General features: G+C 68.6%; 17 protein-coding genes and 2 tRNA genes. 11 read left to right on the top strand and 8 right to left on the bottom strand.

The features are described from left to right. Positions 1 to 5 precede the first annotated feature (5 nt). Positions 6 to 1,280: an extracellular solute-binding protein gene (locus CXY76_RS04000; RefSeq protein ID WP_369826064.1), complete on the bottom strand. Its 1,275-nt coding sequence runs from the start codon at positions 1,278 to 1,280 to the stop codon at positions 6 to 8. Between the two features lie 208 nt (positions 1,281 to 1,488). Continuing rightward, positions 1,489 to 2,184 carry an NAD(P)H-binding protein gene (locus tag CXY76_RS04005; protein ID WP_104162967.1) on the bottom strand — a complete coding sequence of 232 codons (696 nt, stop codon included), beginning with the start codon at positions 2,182 to 2,184 and terminating at the stop codon, positions 1,489 to 1,491. Positions 2,185 to 2,264: 80 nt separating this feature from the next. Here CXY76_RS04005 and CXY76_RS04010 point away from each other — a divergent pair, with 80 nt between their 5' ends. From CXY76_RS04010 to CXY76_RS04020, 3 genes are all read left to right on the top strand, one after another. Next, positions 2,265 to 3,116 carry a M15 family metallopeptidase gene (locus CXY76_RS04010; protein WP_233199554.1) on the top strand — a complete coding sequence of 284 codons (852 nt, stop codon included), beginning with the start codon at positions 2,265 to 2,267 and terminating at the stop codon, positions 3,114 to 3,116. Positions 3,117 to 3,229: 113 nt separating this feature from the next. Then, complete coding sequence (locus tag CXY76_RS04015; protein ID WP_104162969.1) at positions 3,230 to 4,366, top strand: amidase domain-containing protein; 1,137 nt, start codon at positions 3,230 to 3,232, stop codon at positions 4,364 to 4,366. 111 nt (positions 4,367 to 4,477) lie between these two features. Then, entirely contained in the window at positions 4,478 to 5,158 is a 681-nt protein-coding gene (locus CXY76_RS04020) for an amidase domain-containing protein (RefSeq protein ID WP_146073362.1), read from the top strand. A gap of 89 nt (positions 5,159 to 5,247) precedes the next feature. On the opposite strand, the gene pgm is transcribed toward CXY76_RS04020, so the two are convergent. After that, on the bottom strand, positions 5,248 to 6,864 hold the full coding sequence (pgm, locus tag CXY76_RS04025; RefSeq protein ID WP_104162971.1) for a phosphoglucomutase (alpha-D-glucose-1,6-bisphosphate-dependent): 1,617 nt from the start codon (positions 6,862 to 6,864) through the stop codon (positions 5,248 to 5,250). Between the two features lie 36 nt (positions 6,865 to 6,900). Between pgm and pheA the strand changes: the two genes are divergently transcribed. Together pheA and CXY76_RS04035 are read left to right on the top strand one after the other, a co-directional pair. Further along, complete coding sequence (pheA, locus tag CXY76_RS04030; RefSeq protein WP_104162972.1) at positions 6,901 to 7,845, top strand: prephenate dehydratase; 945 nt, start codon at positions 6,901 to 6,903, stop codon at positions 7,843 to 7,845. After that, positions 7,842 to 8,360, top strand: a complete 519-nt coding sequence (locus CXY76_RS04035; RefSeq protein WP_104162973.1) for a hypothetical protein — start codon at positions 7,842 to 7,844, stop codon at positions 8,358 to 8,360. The genes pheA and CXY76_RS04035 overlap by 4 nt, the downstream gene beginning before the upstream one ends. Here CXY76_RS04035 and CXY76_RS04040 read toward each other — a convergent pair. Then, positions 8,357 to 9,406, bottom strand: a complete 1,050-nt coding sequence (locus tag CXY76_RS04040; protein WP_199190194.1) for a diacylglycerol kinase family protein — start codon at positions 9,404 to 9,406, stop codon at positions 8,357 to 8,359. The genes CXY76_RS04035 and CXY76_RS04040 overlap by 4 nt on opposite strands. 49 nt (positions 9,407 to 9,455) lie before the next feature. Between CXY76_RS04040 and serS the strand changes: the two genes are divergently transcribed. The 5 genes from serS to CXY76_RS04065 all read left to right on the top strand — a co-directional run bounded on the left by serS (position 9,456) and on the right by CXY76_RS04065 (position 13,270). Further along, entirely contained in the window at positions 9,456 to 10,721 is a 1,266-nt protein-coding gene (gene serS, locus CXY76_RS04045; protein ID WP_104162974.1) for a serine--tRNA ligase, read from the top strand. Beyond that, positions 10,718 to 11,530: an HAD family hydrolase gene (locus CXY76_RS04050; protein WP_104162975.1), complete on the top strand. Its 813-nt coding sequence runs from the start codon at positions 10,718 to 10,720 to the stop codon at positions 11,528 to 11,530. The genes serS and CXY76_RS04050 overlap by 4 nt, the downstream gene beginning before the upstream one ends. A 152-nt stretch (positions 11,531 to 11,682) precedes the next feature. Further along, a tRNA-Ser gene (locus CXY76_RS04055) sits at positions 11,683 to 11,767 on the top strand. Between the two features lie 42 nt (positions 11,768 to 11,809). After that, entirely contained in the window at positions 11,810 to 13,087 is a 1,278-nt protein-coding gene (locus CXY76_RS04060; protein ID WP_233199555.1) for an LCP family protein, read from the top strand. Positions 13,088 to 13,179: 92 nt separating this feature from the next. Continuing rightward, positions 13,180 to 13,270, top strand: a tRNA-Ser gene (locus tag CXY76_RS04065). A gap of 54 nt (positions 13,271 to 13,324) precedes the next feature. Here CXY76_RS04065 and CXY76_RS04070 read toward each other — a convergent pair. Further along, a complete protein-coding gene (locus tag CXY76_RS04070) occupies positions 13,325 to 14,314 on the bottom strand; it encodes a TIGR00341 family protein (protein WP_199190195.1) in 990 nt (329 codons plus the stop codon). Positions 14,315 to 14,367: 53 nt separating this feature from the next. Here CXY76_RS04070 and CXY76_RS04075 point away from each other — a divergent pair, with 53 nt between their 5' ends. Further along, complete coding sequence (locus tag CXY76_RS04075; protein WP_104162976.1) at positions 14,368 to 14,889, top strand: metallophosphoesterase; 522 nt, start codon at positions 14,368 to 14,370, stop codon at positions 14,887 to 14,889. On the opposite strand, the gene CXY76_RS04080 is transcribed toward CXY76_RS04075, so the two are convergent. From CXY76_RS04080 to CXY76_RS04090, 3 genes are all read right to left on the bottom strand, one after another. Continuing rightward, positions 14,876 to 16,645, bottom strand: a complete 1,770-nt coding sequence (locus tag CXY76_RS04080) for a bifunctional diguanylate cyclase/phosphodiesterase (RefSeq protein WP_104162977.1) — start codon at positions 16,643 to 16,645, stop codon at positions 14,876 to 14,878. The genes CXY76_RS04075 and CXY76_RS04080 overlap by 14 nt on opposite strands. 88 nt (positions 16,646 to 16,733) lie before the next feature. Further along, positions 16,734 to 17,231 carry an FBP domain-containing protein gene (locus CXY76_RS04085; protein WP_104162978.1) on the bottom strand — a complete coding sequence of 166 codons (498 nt, stop codon included), beginning with the start codon at positions 17,229 to 17,231 and terminating at the stop codon, positions 16,734 to 16,736. A 123-nt stretch (positions 17,232 to 17,354) separates the two neighbouring features. After that, positions 17,355 to 18,209, bottom strand: a complete 855-nt coding sequence (locus CXY76_RS04090; protein WP_104162979.1) for an SDR family oxidoreductase — start codon at positions 18,207 to 18,209, stop codon at positions 17,355 to 17,357. Between the last annotated feature and the right edge of the window lie 125 nt (positions 18,210 to 18,334).

Raw genomic sequence — 18,334 nt, forward strand, 5'->3', positions numbered from 1 at the left:
GCTGGTTAGCCCAGCGCGTTCACGTCAGTTACGAACTGTTCCCACGACTGTTCGCGGGTCATCGACGCGTCTTCGACGCGGGTGAGGGCCTGCTGCATGGCGTCGTTGATCGGGAAGTACTTCACACCCTTGAACGGGGTGACCTCAACGGCCGCGGCGCGGGTGGCGAGGATCTGGCCGACCGGTGCGTTGTTGAAGAACTCGTTCGTCGATTCGAGCAGTTCGGGGCTCTCGAGAGCTTCGACCTGGCTCGGGAAGGTGCCCTTGGAGGCGAACGCCGAGAGCTGCTGCTCCGGCGCGGTCAGCCAGGCGGCCAGCGCCTTGGCTTCTTCGGGGTGCTCGGACTGAGCCGGAACGGTCAGGTACGAACCGCCCCAGTTGCCACCGCCACCGGGGAAGGTGTCGGCGATGTCCCAGCCGGTGACGCCGGCGGCGTTACCTTCGATGACGCCGAGCATCCAGCCCGGGCACAGCATGGTCGCGAAGCCATCGTTCTGGAAGCTCGCGGTCCAGTCGTCGCTCCACTGCTGGAGGTGAGCCGAGAGGGTGCTGCTGGCGTCGAGGACGCTGTTGTACGCGGCCTTCACGTCGGGGTTCTCGGTGGCGATGACGGTTCCGTCATCCTCTTCGTAGGCGTTGTCGAACTGGTTGATGACGCCCTGCCAGGTGGCTCCGGCGGAGTCGAACCACGGCACGTTGGTGCCGGCAGCGGTGAACGTGGCACCGGCTGCGTAGTAGCTGTCCCAGCTGTCACCGAGGAGAGTGGCGACCTCGGCGCGGTCGGTGGGCAGGCCGGCGGCGGCGAACAGGTCGGAGCGGTAGCAGACGCCCTCCGGGCCGATGTCGGTGCCGTAGGCGATCAGGTTGCCGTCGGCGTCGGTGGCCGACGCTTCCTTCCACTCGAGCCAGCGGCCCTCGACCTCGTCGGAGCTGAGGTCGACGAACTGGTCGGAGTACTGCAGGAGCTCAGGAAGCCAGTCAACCTCGATGGCTTCGACATCGCTCAGGCCGCTGCCGGCGGCGAGCCGGGTGGTGAGGTTGTCGCGGGCCTCGTTCGACGTCGCGGCCTTCTTGGCGACGACGGTGATGTCGGGGTTTTCTTCCATGTACTTCTCGAACAGGCCTTCGTAGCCGAATTCGTTGAAGGTGGCGACGGTCAACTTGATCTTGCCGCCCTCATCACTCGAGTCGCCTGCGGGCGCACAGCCCGAGGCAAGCAGGGCGAAAGCTGCGGCGCCGGCGACGGCGGCCACAATCGTGGGGCGAGGGAAACGCTTCACGGTCACTCCTTTGTGTGTGTGGTGCTGGTGGTGTGGAGCGCCGCCGAAGAAAGCTGTGAGAGCGCTCTCACGTGTGATGCCCACCATAGAACCCGCGCGGAGGCATGTCAAGAGAGCGCTCTCACGGAACGGCAGTGATGGCCGATTCGTTATGTTCGCGCTACAAAATCAACCCGTTTGAGGGTCAAGAACCGGCCTGGCCCCGGTCTCAGGCGAAGACCGCGACCGCTTCCGCCACCGGAACCGGCCCGGAGATGAGGTGCAGGATGGCGCGATCACCCGCACCGGTGCCCAGGAGCTCGGCCAGTACCGCGGCCACATCCGCACGGGGGATGCTGCCCGTCGTCTCCGGGTGCACGGCTCCGGTTGCGTCCGGGCCGGTGCGCTCGAGGCGCACGGTACCGGTGGGTTCGTCGTCGGTGAGGGTGCCCGGCCGCACGATGGTCCAGGCGAGGTCACGGCGCACGAGGTCCTCCTCGGCGCCGAGCTTGGCCCGGAGGTAGGCCACGAAGTCGGCCGGCACGCCGTCTGGCGTGACGCCGTCCCGCACGAGGTCGGCGCCGGTGGAAGAAATCTGCACGAACCGGCGTACACCGGCGGCCTCTGCCGCATCGGCCAGCAGTACCGAGGCGCCCAGGTCGACCGAGCTCTTACGCGCATCGCCGCTGCCCGCACCGGCTCCGGCCGCGAAGACCGCGGCGTCGGCACCGGCCAGGACCGCGGCCACAGCGTCGACCGAGCTGTTCTCCAGGTCGAGCAGCACGGGCTGGGCGCCGTCAAGCAGCAGATCCGCGCTTTGCTCCTCATTGCGAATCAACCCGATCACCGTGTGTCCGTCGCGGGACAGCTCCCGGCTGAGGAATCGAGCAATTTTTCCATGTGCACCAGCTATAACAATTCGCATACCCACTACAACAGGAGGCTGGGCGATGGAATTCCCCGCCCGGGCGCCGCTCGTCTCCGGTGCAGGATATGCTCGGCATCGTGTTAGAACAATCGCGCCGGGGGGCGTCACCGCGCGTGCGTCGTCGTCGCGCGCTTGTGGCAGTCACGGCGGGGCTCCTGGTGCTTATCGGCGGGGGTGCCGTAGTCCTGGGCGGTCTCACCGGCCGCGCCGCATCCGCGCCGGCCACAACCGCCGCGCCGACGAAGACCGAGCCGGCCACCCCGCCGGCCGAACCACGCCCCTCGCCCTCCGCCTCGCCCGACCCGGCGCCGGCGCCCACGTTCGACCGCGCGGCTCATTCGATCGACGACCCGAACAGTATCTGGGTCGTCGTCGACAAACTCCGGCCGCTCAACCCGACCGACTACAGCCCAGACGACCTCGTCGACGTCCCTGTTCCGTTCGCGAACTCGCCGCAGCTCCGGCAGGAGGCATCCGACGCCGTCGTGTCGCTCTTCGCCGCCTTCACGGCCGAGACCGGCCTCGCACTCCAGTCCCAGAGCGCGTATCGCAGCTTCGACGCCCAGACGCGGGTCTACAACAACGATCTCGTCAACCTCGGCCAGGCCGGTGCCGACCTGAGCACCGCGCGGCCGGGCACGAGCGAACACCAGACCGGTCTCACCATCGACATCAGCGCCCAGCCCGGCCAATGCTCTCTCAACGCGTGCTTCGCCGACACTCCGCATGGACAGTGGCTCGCCGCCAACGCGTGGCGATTCGGCTACCTGTTGCGCTACCCCGCCGACAAGATCCCGGTGACCGGTTACGAGTTCGAGCCCTGGCATTTCCGGTACATCGGGATCGACCTGGCCACGGAAATGCACAGCGAAGGCGTCACCACCCTCGAGGAGTTCTTCGGCCTTCCGGCCGCACCGTCGTACGGGTGAAACAAACGGCTGAATCCATGCTCATGCATGGGTTTCGGAGGTTCTCCACAGGGTCTTGCCATGCGCGGATGTTCTCCTGACAGGTCCCCACGCCGCCGACGAGAAACGAATTTGTGCGCCCCGATCCTGCTCTTGATTCCCGAACTTCCACCAGACGTCAGCTCAAACGCCAGCACAAGAGAGCCAGGCAGAAGCGTCACCTCGTCATCGTCGCCGGCCTCGCCGCCGGAACCACCGTCGTCGCGATCGTCGCCGGCCTCGTGATCGATGGCAGTGCGTTCAAGGCCGAGGCCGGCCACGCCGCCGCCGCCCCCACAGTCTCGGCGGCCCCGACGCCAACTGCCACCATCTCGATGCCCGCCGTGACCGCCCCGGCGGTTCCGATCATCCGCAGCACGGTGCTCGCCGCCGACGGAACACCGGCCGGACCGGTGACCGGCGGCACTCTGGTGACCGTCTCCGGCACCGACCTCGAAGGCGTGACCAGCGCCAGCTTCGGCGACAAGCCCGCCCAGCTGGTGTCGGTGACGGCGGACACCGTGACGCTGCAGACACCCGCCACGACCGACCTCGGTGCGGTCGCTGTGACAGTCTTCACCGGTGCCGGCGAACCCGTGCAGGTGGCCGGCGGAACGAGCACCCCCGGCGATGACGCCGCGGCCGGCAGCGCCGCCACTGCGGCCCTCACGCAGGCCATCGAACCCGCGGCCGGCCCAGGCCTCGCTGCCGTGGCACCGGCCGCCGCGGAATCGACGCCACCGACCCTCACCTTCACCTACGTGCCGGACCCGAGGATCACCGCCCAGATCGACTACGTCCTGGCGCACTGGCAGGACTACAACACCGAGGCCTACGGCTCGATCGCCGGGAACGACTGCGTGAACTTCACCAGCCAGTCGCTCATCGCGCGCGGCTGGACGATGGACGCGGAGTGGTCCTTCGGCACCGGCCAGTACAGCGCGGCCTGGGCCAGCTCCACGGCCTTCGCCGCCTATCTCTCCGCCCATCCCGAACGTGCGACACCGCTGACCAATGAGCAGCGTGCCGAGGTCACGGTGGGCGATATCGTGCAGTTCGATTGGGACGACTCCGGCGACAAAGACCACACGGGCATCGTCACCAGGGTCGAGCACACCGCGGCGGGCGTTGAAGTTTACTATGCCGGGCACACGAACAACACCGACTACAGGTCCGTCGACGAGTCGTTGGCGCTGGCCGGCGGCAACGTCAGCTTTTGGAGCGTCGTCTAACGTGCGAAAGCGGCCTCGGGTCGCTCCCTCGGCGGCTCGTGGCGCGGTCCCAGACTCTTCACCAAATTCTGTGGTTGGCTTGAGGTTTTCACCCCCCGAATAGAGGTAGTTGTGGCTGTAGCTCGACCAGCACGGATCGGCGTCCTCGCCCTGGTCCTCGGCGGACTCGTCGTTGGAACCGTGGCCCTGGCGACGTCCGGCGCGGATCGAACCGGGTCTGCCCAGGACGGCTCCACAGCGGCCGATGCCACTGTCTCGGCCGATGCCGCGCCGCGCGAAACCCCGGCGACCACGGCCGCGCCCGTCGACGTCGACCCCGCGGTGCAGGCTCAGCTGGGTTACGCGCTGGCGCACTGGAAGGACTACAACACCGACGAATACGGCGTGGTCACCGGAAACGACTGCGTGAATTTCACCAGCCAGTCCCTGGTGGCCAGGGGGTGGGCCATGGACGAGAACTGGTGGACCAGCGGCACCGGCTCCGACTTCGACTTCTCATCGCCCTGGGTGAGTTCGACAGCATTCATGAACTACCTGGCGGACTCCGGCCGGGCCACCGCCCTGACCGACGACCAGCGCGATCAGGTGAAGCTCGGCGATGTTGTGCAATTCGACTGGGACAACAGCGGTGACCGCGACCACACCGCCATCGTCTCCCGCATCGATGGCGCCGGCGACGACATCGTGATCTACTACGCCGGTCACACCGACGACACCGACTACCTCTCGGTCGACTACGCGATCACCGAGAAGCACCCGGGCGGAACCGCGTACTACTGGGGCATCCCCTAGCCCCCGGCCAAACCCGGTGCGCCCACAGGCGGCAAAATGCCCCGTCACGGATCGTGACGGGGCATTTTTGCGCAACTCGCGGGTGCGGGCTAGCTGATCGCGGCGTCGACGATGGCCTTGGCCTCGATCTGTACCTGCTTGAGGTGCTCCGGGCCCTTGAACGACTCGGCGTAGATCTTGTAGACGTCCTCGGTGCCGCTGGGGCGGGCGGCGAACCAGGCGTACTCGGTGAACACCTTCACCCCGCCGATGGCCGCGCCGTTGCCCGGGGCGTTGCTGAGCGCGCCGATGATCTTGTCGCCGGCGAGCTCGGTGGCGGTGATGGCCGCGCCGTCGAGCTTGCCGAGGGCTGTCTTCTGCGCCGGCGTGGCGACGGCGTCGATGCGCTCGTATGCCGGGGCGCCGAAGTGCTCGGCCAGCTCGGCGTACCGCACGCTGGGCGACTTGCCGGTCACGGCGGCGATCTCCGCGGCGAGCAGGGCCAGCAGGATGCCGTCCTTGTCGGTGGTCCAGACCGTGCCGTCGAAGCGCACGAAGCTCGCGCCGGCGCTCTCCTCGCCACCGAAGGCGACCGAGCCGTCGATCAGGCCGGGAACAAACCACTTGAAGCCCACCGGGACCTCCCACAGCTCACGGCCGAGGAACCCGGCGACGCGGTCGATCATGGTGGAGGAGACCAGGGTCTTGCCGATCGCGGCGTCCGCCCGCCAGCCGTCGCGGTGGCTGTACAGGTAGTCGATGGCTACGGCCAGGAAGTGGTTGGGGTTCATCAGGCCGGCATCCGGGGTGACGATGCCGTGCCGGTCGGCGTCGGCGTCGTTTCCGGTGAGGATGTCGAACTCGTCCTTCCGCGCCAGCACCGAGGCCATCGCGGAGGGGCTGGACGGGTCCATGCGGATCTTGCCGTCCCAGTCGAGCGTCATGAACGCCCAGGTGGGATCGACCAGCGGGTTGACCACGGTGAGGTCGAGCTCGTAGCGGTCGCGGATGGCGCCCCAGTAGTTCACGCTCGCGCCGCCCAGCGGGTCGGCGCCGATGCGGATGCCGCTGGCCTTGATGGCCTTCATGTCGATGATGTTCTCGAGGTCGTCGACGTAGTGGCCGCGGAAGTCGTAGGTCTCCACGGCGCTCGGCTCGGCCATGCGCACCGCGCGCATCTCGTCGGCGATGATCTCGTTGGCGCGGTTGGCGATCCACGAGGTGGCGTCGCTGTCGGCCGGTCCGCCGTGCGGCGGGTTGTACTTGAAGCCGCCATCCATGGGCGGGTTGTGGCTGGGCGTGACGACGATGCCGTCGGCCTGGTCGTCGTGGCCGGCCCGGTTGTAGGCCAGGATCGCGTGGGAGAGCGCCGGGGTGGGCACGAAGTCGTCGAACTCGTCGACCAGAACGCGCACGCCGTTGCCGACGAGCACCTCGAGGGCCGTGGTGGTGGCCGGCTGGCTCAGCGCGTGGGTGTCGGCGCCGATGAACAGCGGGCCGGTGATGCCCTGGCCGGCGCGGTATTCCACGATCGCCTGCGTGGTGGCGAGAATGTGGTTCTCGTTGAACGCGGTGTTCAGCGAGCTGCCGCGGTGCCCGGAGGTGCCGAAGACGACCCGCTGGGCGGGCACCGACACATCCGGCTTGAGGTCGTAATACGCCCTGATGAGGGCCTCAACGTCGATCAGATCGGATTTCTGGGCCGGTGTGCCTGCGCGTGCGTTCATAGTGCCCAGTCTTGCACTCCAACTAGGCTGTGAGCCATGCCAGAGACTCCCGATGTGCACTACAGCTTCCTGGGACCGGCGGGAACCTTCACCGAAGCCGCCCTCGCCCAGGTCCCCCAGGCCAAGGGCCTGCCGTGGCGGGCCGTCAACAACGTGGGGGAGGCCTTCGCCGATGTCGTGAGCGGCCGCAGCGTCGCCGCCATGATCGCCATCGAGAATTCGGTCGACGGCGGGGTGAGCGCCACCCAGGACGCCCTGGCCAGCGTGCCGAACCTGCGGATCATCGGCGAATACCTGGTGCCGGTCAACTTCGTGCTCGTCGCCAGGCCCGGAATCGCCCTCGAGGACGTCAAGATCGTCAACGCCCATCCGGTGGCGTACGCGCAGTGCCGCAGTTGGCTCGAAGCAACGCTGCCCAGGCACGGACACATCCCCTCGTCGAGCAATGTCTCCGCCGCCGCCGCCCTGTTCGAGTCGGGACCGGCGGATGCCGCCGTCGCTCCGCCCGGCATCGAGAAGCACCATGACCTGGTGGTGCTCGCCCGCAACATCGGCGACAACCCCAACGCCGTCACCCGGTTCGTGCTCGTGGGACGCACCACCGTGATCCCGGAGCCGACCGGTGCCGACAAGACCAGCGTGATCGTTGAGCTGCCGGAGGACCGGGCCGGTGCCCTGCTGGAGATGCTCGAGCAGTTCGCCACCCGCGGCGTCAACCTCAGCCTGATCCAGTCCCGGCCGATCGGTGATTCGCTCGGCCGGTACCGGTTCGTCATCGACGCCGACGGGCACATCCTCGACGAGCGGGTGGCGGACGCCCTGCTGGGCCTGCGCCGCTTCAGCCCCAAGGTGATCTTCCTCGGCTCGTATCCGCGGGCCGACAAGCAGGCCAACGTGTTCACCGACCGGTATGACGACGGCGTCTTCATCGAAGCCAGGGACTGGCTGCGCGGCCTGCTCTCGGGGGAGCCGACGGCGTGACCGAGCCCGGGGGGACCGGCCGGCCGGCGTTCGACCCGCGGCACGACGCCAGATTCCAGCGCGGTTACCAACCCGGCGACGCCTCCCGGCCCCCTGCCCGGCCTCCCGCCCGGCCCGGGCTGATCGGCAAGCCGCCGGCGAATCCGGCTGCTACCGCGGCCGCCGGCGCCGACGACGCGCTCGACGACCTCGACACCCTGGCCTTCGACGGTGACACGTTCCAGGACGAGCTGGAGGGCCCGAGATGGAACCCGTTCATCGTGCTGCTCTGGGTGCTCGGTGTCGTGTTTACCGTCGCAGCCGTGACCCTGCAGGCGCAGGCCGCGACCTACTCATTCGCGGGCTATTCCTACAACGGCAACGGTCCCCTGCCGTTCGGCATGCTGATCCAGCAGCTGAGCTATTCGATCGCCCCGTCGGTTCTGACCGTGGGTGTGGCCACCCTCTCCGGCCTGCTGTTCTGGCACGCCTGGGTGTGGCGAAACCGCCGGCGCCGAAGCGCCCCGAGCCTCTAGCGACCCACCGACCCGTTCGGGATCTGTGCGTCGACCGCACGGCCGGCCGGCACCCGCACCAGCAGGGCGCCGGCATCCGCCCGGAGGAACACGCTTTTCACCAGCCCGAATTCGTCACCGTCCAACTCGAATTGCTGCGGCTGGTCCGGCACGATCCGGATGTCGGTGCCCACCAGGGTGGTCATCGCGCGTTCGTTGTCGGTCTCGGTGAGCTCGATGATCCGCCGGCCCACGGCGGAGCGCCGCAGCACCCCGTTCTGCCAGGTCACCCGGCGCCAGATCTTGAGCCAGCCCAGCACGCCCTTGGGCTGCAGCACGGCGATGTCCAGAACGCCGTCGTCGATAAGAGCGTCGGGCAGGAACTGGATGTTTCCGGGCAGCACCCCGCAGTTGGCGATCAGGATGGTGCTCACCAGCGCCTGGTGCTCGCTGCGGGTGCCCAGGCTGTAGCGGATCCGGAACGGTTCGGCCTTGGGGATGGCGCGCATGCCCGCGTCCACGTAGGCCAGCCAACCCACCTGCTTCTTCAGGTCGGGGCGGGTCTCGGCGATCATCTGGGCGTCAAGGCCGAGTCCGGCCATCACCAGGAAGACATGGTCGGTGATGCTGTTATCGACCGAGGTCACCGAGGCTACGCCGAGGTCGATGGCCTTGTCGGCGCCGGCGAAGGCGATGCTGATGGCGTCGTCGAGGCTGTTCAGGGGCAGCTGCAGGTTGCGGGCCAGCAGGTTGCCGGTGCCCACCGGCAGGATGCCCAGGCCCACCTCCGAACCGCGCAACGCCTCGGCCACCGCACGCACGGTGCCGTCGCCGCCCGCGGCGAGCACCATGGCCACCCCCTGGCGGAGCGCCTGACGCGCGACCCGCTGGCCGGGGTCTGCCACCGAGGTCTCCAACCAGAGCGGTTCGGCCCAGCCCGCGGCGGCGGCCGCGGTGTTCACGCTCTGGCGCAACCTGTCGACGTCCGTCTTCACGGGGTTGTAGACCACCGCGGCACGGCGCACGCTCGAGGGGATGTCGCTGGGTCCGGAACTGGAGGCTGGCACCCGCACAGGCTAGCAAGGGGGCAACGGCTGGCGCTTGTAGACTGACCGGGTGATTGATCCGGTGCTGCTACGCGAAAATCCCGACCTCGTCAAGCGATCCCAGGAGGCGCGGGGCGACTCTGTTGAGGCCGTCGACGCCGCGCTCGCCGCGGACGCCGACCGGCGATCCTCGATCACCGCCTTCGAGGCGCTGCGTGCCTCGCAGAACGCCTTCGGCAAGACCGTGGCACAGGCGCCGCCCGCCGAGAAGAAGGCCCTCGTCGCCCAGGCGCAGAGCCTGGCCGCTGAGGTCAAGGCGGCCGGAGTCACCGCAGCCGAGGCCGAGGCCCGCTTCGCGAGTGTGATGCGCACCATCGCCAACCCCATCATCGACGGCGTGCCCGCCGGCGGCGAAGACAACTTCGCCACCTTGCGCACCCACGGCGAGATCCCCACCTTCGACTTCGAAGCCCGCGACCACCTCGAACTGGGCGAGATGCTCGGCGCCATCGACATGGCCCGCGGCGCCAAGGTCTCCGGTGCCCGGTTCTACTTCCTGCGCGGCATCGGCGCCCGGCTCGAGATCGCGCTGATGAACATGGCGCTGGACCACGCTCTCGCGGCCGATTTCATCCCGATGATCACGCCCACCCTGGTGCGCCCGGAGATCATGGACGGCACCGGGTTCCTCGGCGAGCACGCCGACGAGATCTACCACCTGCCCGCCGACGACCTCTACCTCACCGGCACCAGCGAGGTCGCCCTCGCCGGGTACCACAGCGACGAGATCCTCGACCTCACCGGCGGGCCGCTGCGCTACGCCGGCTGGTCCACCTGCTACCGCCGCGAAGCCGGGTCGGGCGGCAAGGACACCCGCGGCATCATCCGGGTGCACCAGTTCAACAAGCTCGAGATGTTCACCTACGTACTGCCCGAGAACGCCGAGGCCGAGCACAACCGCCTCGTCGCCCTGCAGGAGGGCATGCTGCAGGCCCTCGGCCTGAGCTACCGGGTGATCGACGTCGCTGCCGGCGACCTGGGTTCCAGCGCCGCCCGCAAGTACGACATCGAGGCCTGGGTGCCCACCCAGGGCGCCTACCGGGAGCTCACCAGCACCAGCAACTGCACCACCTTCCAGGCCCGGCGCCTCGACATCCGCTACCGCACCGAGTCGGGCAAAACCGCCCCGGTCGCCACCCTCAACGGCACCCTCGCCACGACCCGCTGGATCGTCGCCATCCTGGAAACGCACCAGCAGGCCGACGGTTCGGTTCTCGTGCCGGAAGCCCTGCGCCCCTACCTCGGCGGGCTCGACGTTCTCACGCCCATCCGATGAGCCCCACGACCGACGCGCCCTGGCTGGTCGCCCTCGACATCGACGGCACCACCCTGCACGAGGACGGCACCATCAGCGAGGCCGTGATCCGCCAGGTGCGCCGGGTGCACCAGGCCGGCCACGAGATCATGCTCGCTACCGGGAGAAGCGCCGCCGCCACCCTCCCGGTGCTGGACCGCCTCGGGATCACGCCGCGTTTCGTCGTATGCTCCAACGGCGCCATCACGCTGCACCGTGACGCGGATGCCCCGACCGGCTATCGCCGTGAATGGGTCGAGACCTTCGACCCCAGTGACGTGCTGCTCTCCATCCGCTCGCACCTCAAGGACGCGCGGTACGCGGTGGAAGACGAGCACGGCTTCTACAGGTACACCGAGGTCTTCCCCGACGCCACGATCGGCATCGACAGTGAGCACGTGGGGTTCGACGAGCTTCTGCGCCACGACGCCACCCGCGTCGTCGTCGTCTCGCCCGACCACGATATGGAGGACTTCCTGGCGGTCGTCGAGCAGATGGGCCTGAACCGGGTGAGCTACGCGATCGGCTGGACCGCCTGGCTCGACATCGCCCCCGACGGCGTGAACAAGGCCACCGCCATGGAGCGGGTCCGTGCCGAGTGCGGCATCCCGCGCACCCGGGTGATGGCCGTCGGTGATGGGCGCAATGACATCGACATGCTGCTCTGGGCGGGCGCGGAGGGCCGAGGCGTGGCCATGGGCCAGTCCCCGGACGAGGTCCTCGAGGCCGCCAGCGAGCTCACCGTGAGCGTGCAGGACGACGGCCTGGCCGTGGTCCTCAGCAGCCTCTAACTCGACGGCAGGTCCCGGCGGTATCGGGCCGCGCAGGCCGATCAGCGGCTTGCCAGATTCGCGTGTCAGGCTACATATTCCGTGATCGGCTAAGATCGGGCGAAGTTCGATGTTGGATCCTGCCCGTCACGGGATGGTCCCGCGTTGAATCGGGAGGGCTGTCCGAGCGGCCGATGGAGCCAGTCTTGAAAACTGGTGGGCAGAAATGTCTCGTGGGTTCGAATCCCACGCCCTCCGCGCCGCGAGGCGCTGCACCTGCACAATGACGAAAGGATCTGAGTGAGCGACCAATTGCGCCCCCGCTCGAAACGATCGAAGCAGACCAGCCCGATCGCCCGGCACGGAAGGCTCAAGCGGTCCAACGCATTCGCCAACATCGCCAAGGTGCTTGCCGCCTCGCTCGCCGTCGTCATGGTCAGCGGCGCCTCCGTCGCGGCCCTCGCCACCCTCAACGTGGCCGCCAGCATCAAGGAGCCCATCCGCCTGGACAGCGAGACCGCGGGTCCGATCCCGCAGATCAGCTCCATCGACGGTGGGGCCAACCTCCTCCTCGTCGGCAGCGACAGCCGAGTCGGCCAGGGCGGCGGCTACGGCGATCCCGAGGAAGAGACCGCGGTCCTCAACGACGTCACCATGCTGCTGCACATCGCTGAAGACCACAGCAGCGCCACCGTGGTCAGCTTCCCCAGGGACACCTACGTGCCCATCCCGGAATGCACCGGGCCCGACGGCGAAACCTACTCCGCCATGAGTAGCCAGAAGATCAACACCACCCTCAACTACGGCGGGCTCGCCTGCACAGTGTCGACGGTCGAGGAACTCACCGGCCTGCCGATCCAGTACGCCGCCGTCGTGCAGTTCAACGGCGTCGCGGCCATGTCAGAGGCCGTCGGCGGGGTGCCTGTCTGCATCGCGGAGCCCATCGTCGACGAACACACCGACCTGGACCTCGCGGCGGGTGAGCACGAACTCAAGGGCCTTGAAGCGCTGCAGTTCCTGCGCACCCGGTATGGCGTCGGCGACGGCAGCGACCTCGGCCGCATCAGCAACCAGCAGGTCTTCCTGTCCTCGCTCGTGCGTACCCTCAAGAGCGCCGAGACTCTGAGCGACCCGATCAAGCTGTACTCGATCGCCAAGGCCGCCGTGGACAACATGGAGCTCTCGACTTCGCTGCGGAGCATGGACACCATGGTGTCCATCGCGATGGCGCTGAAGGACATTCCGCTTGAGAAGGTCGTCTTCGTGCAGTACCCGGTCTACAACGTAGACGGGGGTGTCGAACCCGACGAGTCCGCCGCCGACGACCTGATGGCGTCCATCCTCGCCGACGCGTCGCCGACGCTGGCGCCCGGTGAGGCCGACTTCCGCTCCGTGGCCGACCCTGCCGCCGGCGCAGCCGAAGCACCCGTCGAGCCGGTCGACCCTGCCGTGACCGAACCGGCCGACCCCGCCGCGGCCGAGCCGGCCCCCACCGAAACGGCTCTGCCCAGCAACGTCTACGGGCAGGACGCGTCCCAGTACACCTGCTCGGCCGGGCGCACTCTGGCCGACCAGTAGCGCCGCCGGCGCCCACCCGCGGGGATGGTGTTCAAACTGACGCCGCGGTGCGGTTAGTATGGTGGATGTGTGTTTGCGCAAGCAGGCATTCGGGAGACGTCGCATAGCCCGGCTTAGTGCACCACCCTGCTAAGGTGGAGTGCCCTTCACGGGGCACCGAGGGTTCAAATCCCTCCGTCTCCGCACTTCGAAAAGCCCGCCAGGTCCCAGGATCCGGCGGGCTTTTCTGCGCTCGGGTCAGGGAGCGGTCGAGAGCTTCACGATGGTGGCCGGGGTCAGGTCGACGGTCACCCGGTCGGGGTTGATGCCCGCCGCCGTGAGGGCGGTCTCCAGCGCGGCGGTGTCGGGCACCGGCGGTGCGCCCTGCACCTGCAGGGTCACGTCGGTGCCCCGGGTGGTGACTCCGGTGACCGTCCAGCCGACGCTTCTGGCCCACTCCGTGCCCACGGTTTGCACGGTGCCCTCCACGTTGCTGCGCGCCGTGACCTCGACGCTGGTGAGTGTGAGGGGCACGCCGATCAGCAGCAGCATCACGGTGAGCACCGCCACGGCGCTCAACAGGCTCGGTGCGCTGGTGTCGCCGGGCACCCTGCGACGAGTGAGCCGGCTCACGCCGTAGACCGACATCACCACGATGCCGGTGCCCAGGATCGCGACGACGTTGGTGACGAAGAGCAGCAGCGCCCCCAGGAACTGCTCGACAGAGCCCGACTCGAGGACCAGGCCGGCCACGGTCAGCGGCGGGACCAGGGAGATGGCTATCGCAACGCCGGGCAGCGTGTCGGAGATGTCCCGGCGCACCAGCGCCACCGAGCCGACGACCCCGGTGCCGAGGGCGGCCAGCAGATCGATCAGTCGGGGACTGACCCTGGCCGAGACCTGGCCGTTGGTGCTGGCGAGCACCTCGGTCGGCACGAGAAGCCCGACCGCGAAGCCGATCACCACGGCCGCGGCGGCCCCGCCCAGCACCAGCACCAGCGAGCGGATGAGGTTGGTCCGGTCGCCGAGCACGGTTGCGAGCATCGTGCCGAGGATGGGCGTCATCAGCGGGGCGACGATCATGGCGCCGATCACCGTGGCGGTGGAATCGCCCACGATGCCCGCCGAGGCGATGATCGACGCCAGCACCAGCAACATCCAGAATCTGGAGTACCGCGCGCTGGACGCCGGCCCGTCGAAGAAGACGGAGTCGCGCATGCTCTCGGTGGTGTTGAAGCGGTCGGCCACGCTGTGAATCTAGCCCCCGCGCGGGAGCCGCGGTAGGCGGGCCAGAATGGGGCATGGCCACCAGACTGCTGCTGATCTCCGACACCCATGTTCCCCAGCGGGCCCGGCGTCTGCCCGAGCAGGTGTGGCGGGCCGTCGACGAGGCCGATCTCGTGTTGCACGCCGGGGACTGGGTCGACCTCAGCCTCTACGACGAGCTGGTGGCACGCGCGACGGCGCTCCTGGGCGTGTTCGGCAACAACGACGGCGCCGACCTGCGCGGCGTGCTGCCGGAGATCGCCCGGGACACTATCGAGGGCCTCCGCTTTGCCATGATCCACGAAACCGGTGCCGCCACCGGGCGGGAGAAGCGCATGGACGCGGCCTTTCCCGACACCGATGTGCTCGTTTTCGGGCACAGCCACATCCCCTGGGACAGTGTGACGCCGCGGGGCTTGCGGCTGCTCAACCCGGGGTCACCAACCGACCGGCGGCGTCAGAGCGCGCACACCTACCTGACCGCGGTCGCCGACAACGGGCGTCTCAGCGACGTCACCCTCGTCAAGATCGCGCCTGAAGAGGTCAGGGGCGGGTGACCGAGGGCTGGACGAGGAACCTGGCCACGAATTCGTCGGCGGCCACCGGCCGCGAGTACAGGTAGCCCTGCGCGAGCAGGCAGCCGTGCTCCCGCAGCCACTCCGCCTGCGCCTCGGTTTCGACACCCTCGGCGATCACCTGAAGGCCGAGGGTCGCCGCCAGCTTGATTGTCAGGTCGGCGACCGGGGAATCCCGTTCGGTGTCGATCGCGGCCACGAAGGACTGGTCGATCTTGATCACGTCGAGCTCGATCTCGGTGAGCCTGGACAGGCTTGAGTGGCCGGTGCCGAAATCGTCCATCGAGATGATCACCCCCGCGCCGCGCAGGACCCGGATGTTGTCGCGAACGGCGGCGGCATCGCTGCCGAAGTAGGTCTCGGTGACTTCGATGTGCACCAGGGCGGGCGGCAAACCCGCAGTGGCGCACTCGGTGAGCACGAACTCGCCGTAGCCGGCCGAGGTCAGTTCGCGCGCTGACGCGTTGATCGCCACGCTCACCGGGTCGCCGTCCCCCCGCAGCCGAAGCCAGCTCGCGGCCTGGGCGACCGACTCCCGAACGACCCACTCCCCGAGGACCACGATGGACCCGCTCGCCTCGCAGAGCGGGATGAACTCGGCGGGCGACACCAGTCCCCTGGTGGGGTGTTGCCAACGCACCAGGGCCTCGGCGCCGATCGCGGCGCCGGTGACCAGATCGACCACGGCCTGGAAGCAGAGGAAGAACTCGCCGTTCCGCAGGCCGTCCCGCACGGCTGCCGGTGAGGCGTAGTACCCGCCGTGGGTGATCATCTTGCCGCGGCCACCCACACGCTGGGCCTCGAAGAGCGCCTTTCCGGCCCGGCCGAAGAACTCGCTCTCGGACTCGCTGCCCTCCCTGGATGAGATGCCGGCCGAGAACTGGGCTACCTGGCCCTGCACTCGCACCATCAGGTCGCGGGCGTCGGCGGAGGTGAACCCGGGCAGCAGGATCGCAAACGCATCCCCCTCCACGCGGCCCATGGTGGCCGTGTTCGGCAGCGCCCTGGCCACATCGGCGACAAAAGTCACGATGGCAAGGTCGCCGCCCTCCCGGCCCCGGCGCCTGTTCACCAGCGCGAACTCGTTGATGTCCAGTCGTACGAGGGCGAGCGGCTCGGTGGGCGCGGCGTCGCGCATGGCCGCGCTGAGCACCTGTTCGAATCCCGCGAAATTGTTGATGCCGGTGAGCTCGTCGGTCTCCGCGAGGAGGGCGCTGCGGGCGAACCAGGAGAGTCCCAGGCCCGTCGCCAGCATGAGGAGCGTCGTCATGGCGACATCCGCCGGGTTGGCGCCGGGGTGGAACGCGAGCACAACGAGCGACACGGGGATGAAGACGGCCGGGTAGATCAGGGATTGCGCGGCGGGGATCACCGCGAATGCGACCAGGGCGAGCAGGCTGGGGGTCCACGCGAAGGTGAAGGTGATCGGCTCGGCGCCGGTCGCCGCCTGGCAGAGCAGGCCCATGACGCCCGTCCAGCACAGGGCGAGGTGGCGCAGTGGCACACGTATCCGGCGGCGGAACACGGTGCTGAGCGCCCCGGAGATGAGGAGTGCCGCACCGACGACCAGGAGCACGACATTCGGTTCATCGTTCTGCACAGACTGGTACCAGGCGTACAGGAACAGGGGCAGCCCGAAACCGGTCTGAGCGACGCCGAGCAGGAGGCCGGCCGACTCATTGGCGTTGAAGAGCCCGGGCCGGTAGCCCACGGACAGGCGTTGCGCAGTGCGTGCCATTCAGCCCACCCCCTGCCACACAGTTGTCGGCGTCTTCGCCGGGTTGTGCCCAATCTACCGCGCCGCCCCCCGAAGGCGTGACAAGCGGCTACTCCGCGGGTTTGAGCACCTCGTTCGTGAACCCCTCGAGACGGGCCAGTAACCCGGCGCCCCGGGTGGTGATCATCTCGGCGGGGTTGGGCTGCATCTGGGACGGCGGCGGCAGGATGCGGATGAGCGTGGAGCAGGCCAGGTCGGAGCAGATGTAGGTTCCGACGGTGTTGCCGTCCCGCCCGGCCTGGCCGGCCTTGGGCACGCTGAACAGGCTCACCTGGTGCGCCGGCTGCTGCGTGCGGCACAGCGAACAGAACGCCGACATCGACCGGCCCGGGCCCCGGGTGGCGGCCCGCAGCACCATGCCCAGCGGAGCATCGCCCCGCCAGAACACTATGTAACCGCGTTGCGCGGCCTGCGGGTCGCGCCAGCCCAGGTATTCACGTTCGTCCCAGATTGTTTCGTGCAGCCCGGGGAGCGGCATCCGGGCGACCTCGTCGGCGCTGGCGTTCACGATGGAACCCCGGATCTCGGCAGCAGAAAGCGGTTTCATGATCTCCCTCCGATAATCCGTACAGCGTAGTCGAGGCCTCCGGTGCTCTCAATGGCTCCGCCCCCGGGCGCAGGGCGCGCCGGAGGCGGATGCTCAGAGCGGCAGCAGCAGCGCCGCGCGGGGTTACGCGACCGCGCGCAGCCCGTCCACCAGCGGGGTGGTGGGGTGGCCGATCAGCGTGGCCAGGTCGCTCGAACCGCCGGCCAGTAGCCCGTCGCGGATGTTGCCGTCCAGGGCAACGACGAAGCCGACGGTGCCGCCGTCCAGACCGGCGCCGGTGAGGATCGCGGTGTGCTCCTCCGGAGAGACGGCGGTGAAGACGACCGGGCGGCCGACAACCTCGATGAGAGCCTCGGCCATCTCGCTGCCCGTCCAGGCGATGTCGCCGGCGAGTTCGTAGGCGACGTTCTCGTGGCCGGGGGTGGTGAGCACCACGGCTGCGGCCTCGGCGTAGTCGGTGCGGGAGGCGCTTGCCACCCGGCCGTCGCCGGTACTGGTGAGGTAGACGCCGCTCTCGCGGGCCTGCTGGACTGCGGCGGCGAAGTTCTCCGTGTACCAGCCGTTGCGGAGGATCGTGAAGGTGACCCCGGACGCCCGCAAAGCCTCCTCGGTGGCCTTGTGCTCCGGTGCGAGGATCAGTGCAGAGGTGTCGGCCTGCGCGGCGCTGGTGTAGACGATGCGGCTCACGCCAGCGGCGACCGCGGCGGTGATGGCATTGGTGTGCTGTGCGACACGCTGCCCCACCTCGCTGCCGGAGACGAGCATCAGCACGTCGGCGCCGGCGAATGCCGCGGCCAGGCTGGCCGGGTCGGTGTAGTCGATGACCGCGGTGGTCACGCCGGTCGCGGCCAGATCGGCCAGGCGTGCGGTATTACGGCCCACTGCCGTGATCTCGGCCGGGGCCACGCCGCGGTTGATGAGGTGCTCGACGATGTGGTGGCCGAGCTGGCCGGTGGCTCCGGTGACGACAATAGACATTGGGGTTCCCTTCGTGGCGCGCAGTCGCGCGCCTTCTGAGGGGTGTAACCGGCACGCTCGTCCAATACTTCCCAACCGCAGGTACCCACCTTTTGGTAAGCTACTAACCATGACCGCTGAATTGA

It is taken from the genome of Cryobacterium sp. N22 (assembly GCF_002929555.1).
Taxonomy (GTDB): domain Bacteria; phylum Actinomycetota; class Actinomycetes; order Actinomycetales; family Microbacteriaceae; genus Cryobacterium.

Bases quoted from the DNA above. Each gene is read 5' to 3' on its own strand.
- CXY76_RS04005 (WP_104162967.1), bottom strand. From the start codon at position 2,184: ATGCGAATTGTTATAGCTGGTGCACATGGAAAAATTGCTCGATTCCTC.
- pgm (WP_104162971.1), bottom strand. From the start codon at position 6,864: ATGAACGCACGCGCAGGCACACCGGCCCAGAAATCCGATCTGATCGAC.
- pheA (WP_104162972.1), top strand. From the start codon at position 6,901: ATGCCAGAGACTCCCGATGTGCACTACAGCTTCCTGGGACCGGCGGGA.
- CXY76_RS04050 (WP_104162975.1), top strand. From the start codon at position 10,718: ATGAGCCCCACGACCGACGCGCCCTGGCTGGTCGCCCTCGACATCGAC.
- CXY76_RS04075 (WP_104162976.1), top strand. From the start codon at position 14,368: ATGGCCACCAGACTGCTGCTGATCTCCGACACCCATGTTCCCCAGCGG.
- CXY76_RS04080 (WP_104162977.1), bottom strand. From the start codon at position 16,645: ATGGCACGCACTGCGCAACGCCTGTCCGTGGGCTACCGGCCCGGGCTC.
- CXY76_RS04085 (WP_104162978.1), bottom strand. From the start codon at position 17,231: ATGAAACCGCTTTCTGCTGCCGAGATCCGGGGTTCCATCGTGAACGCC.
- CXY76_RS04090 (WP_104162979.1), bottom strand. From the start codon at position 18,209: ATGTCTATTGTCGTCACCGGAGCCACCGGCCAGCTCGGCCACCACATC.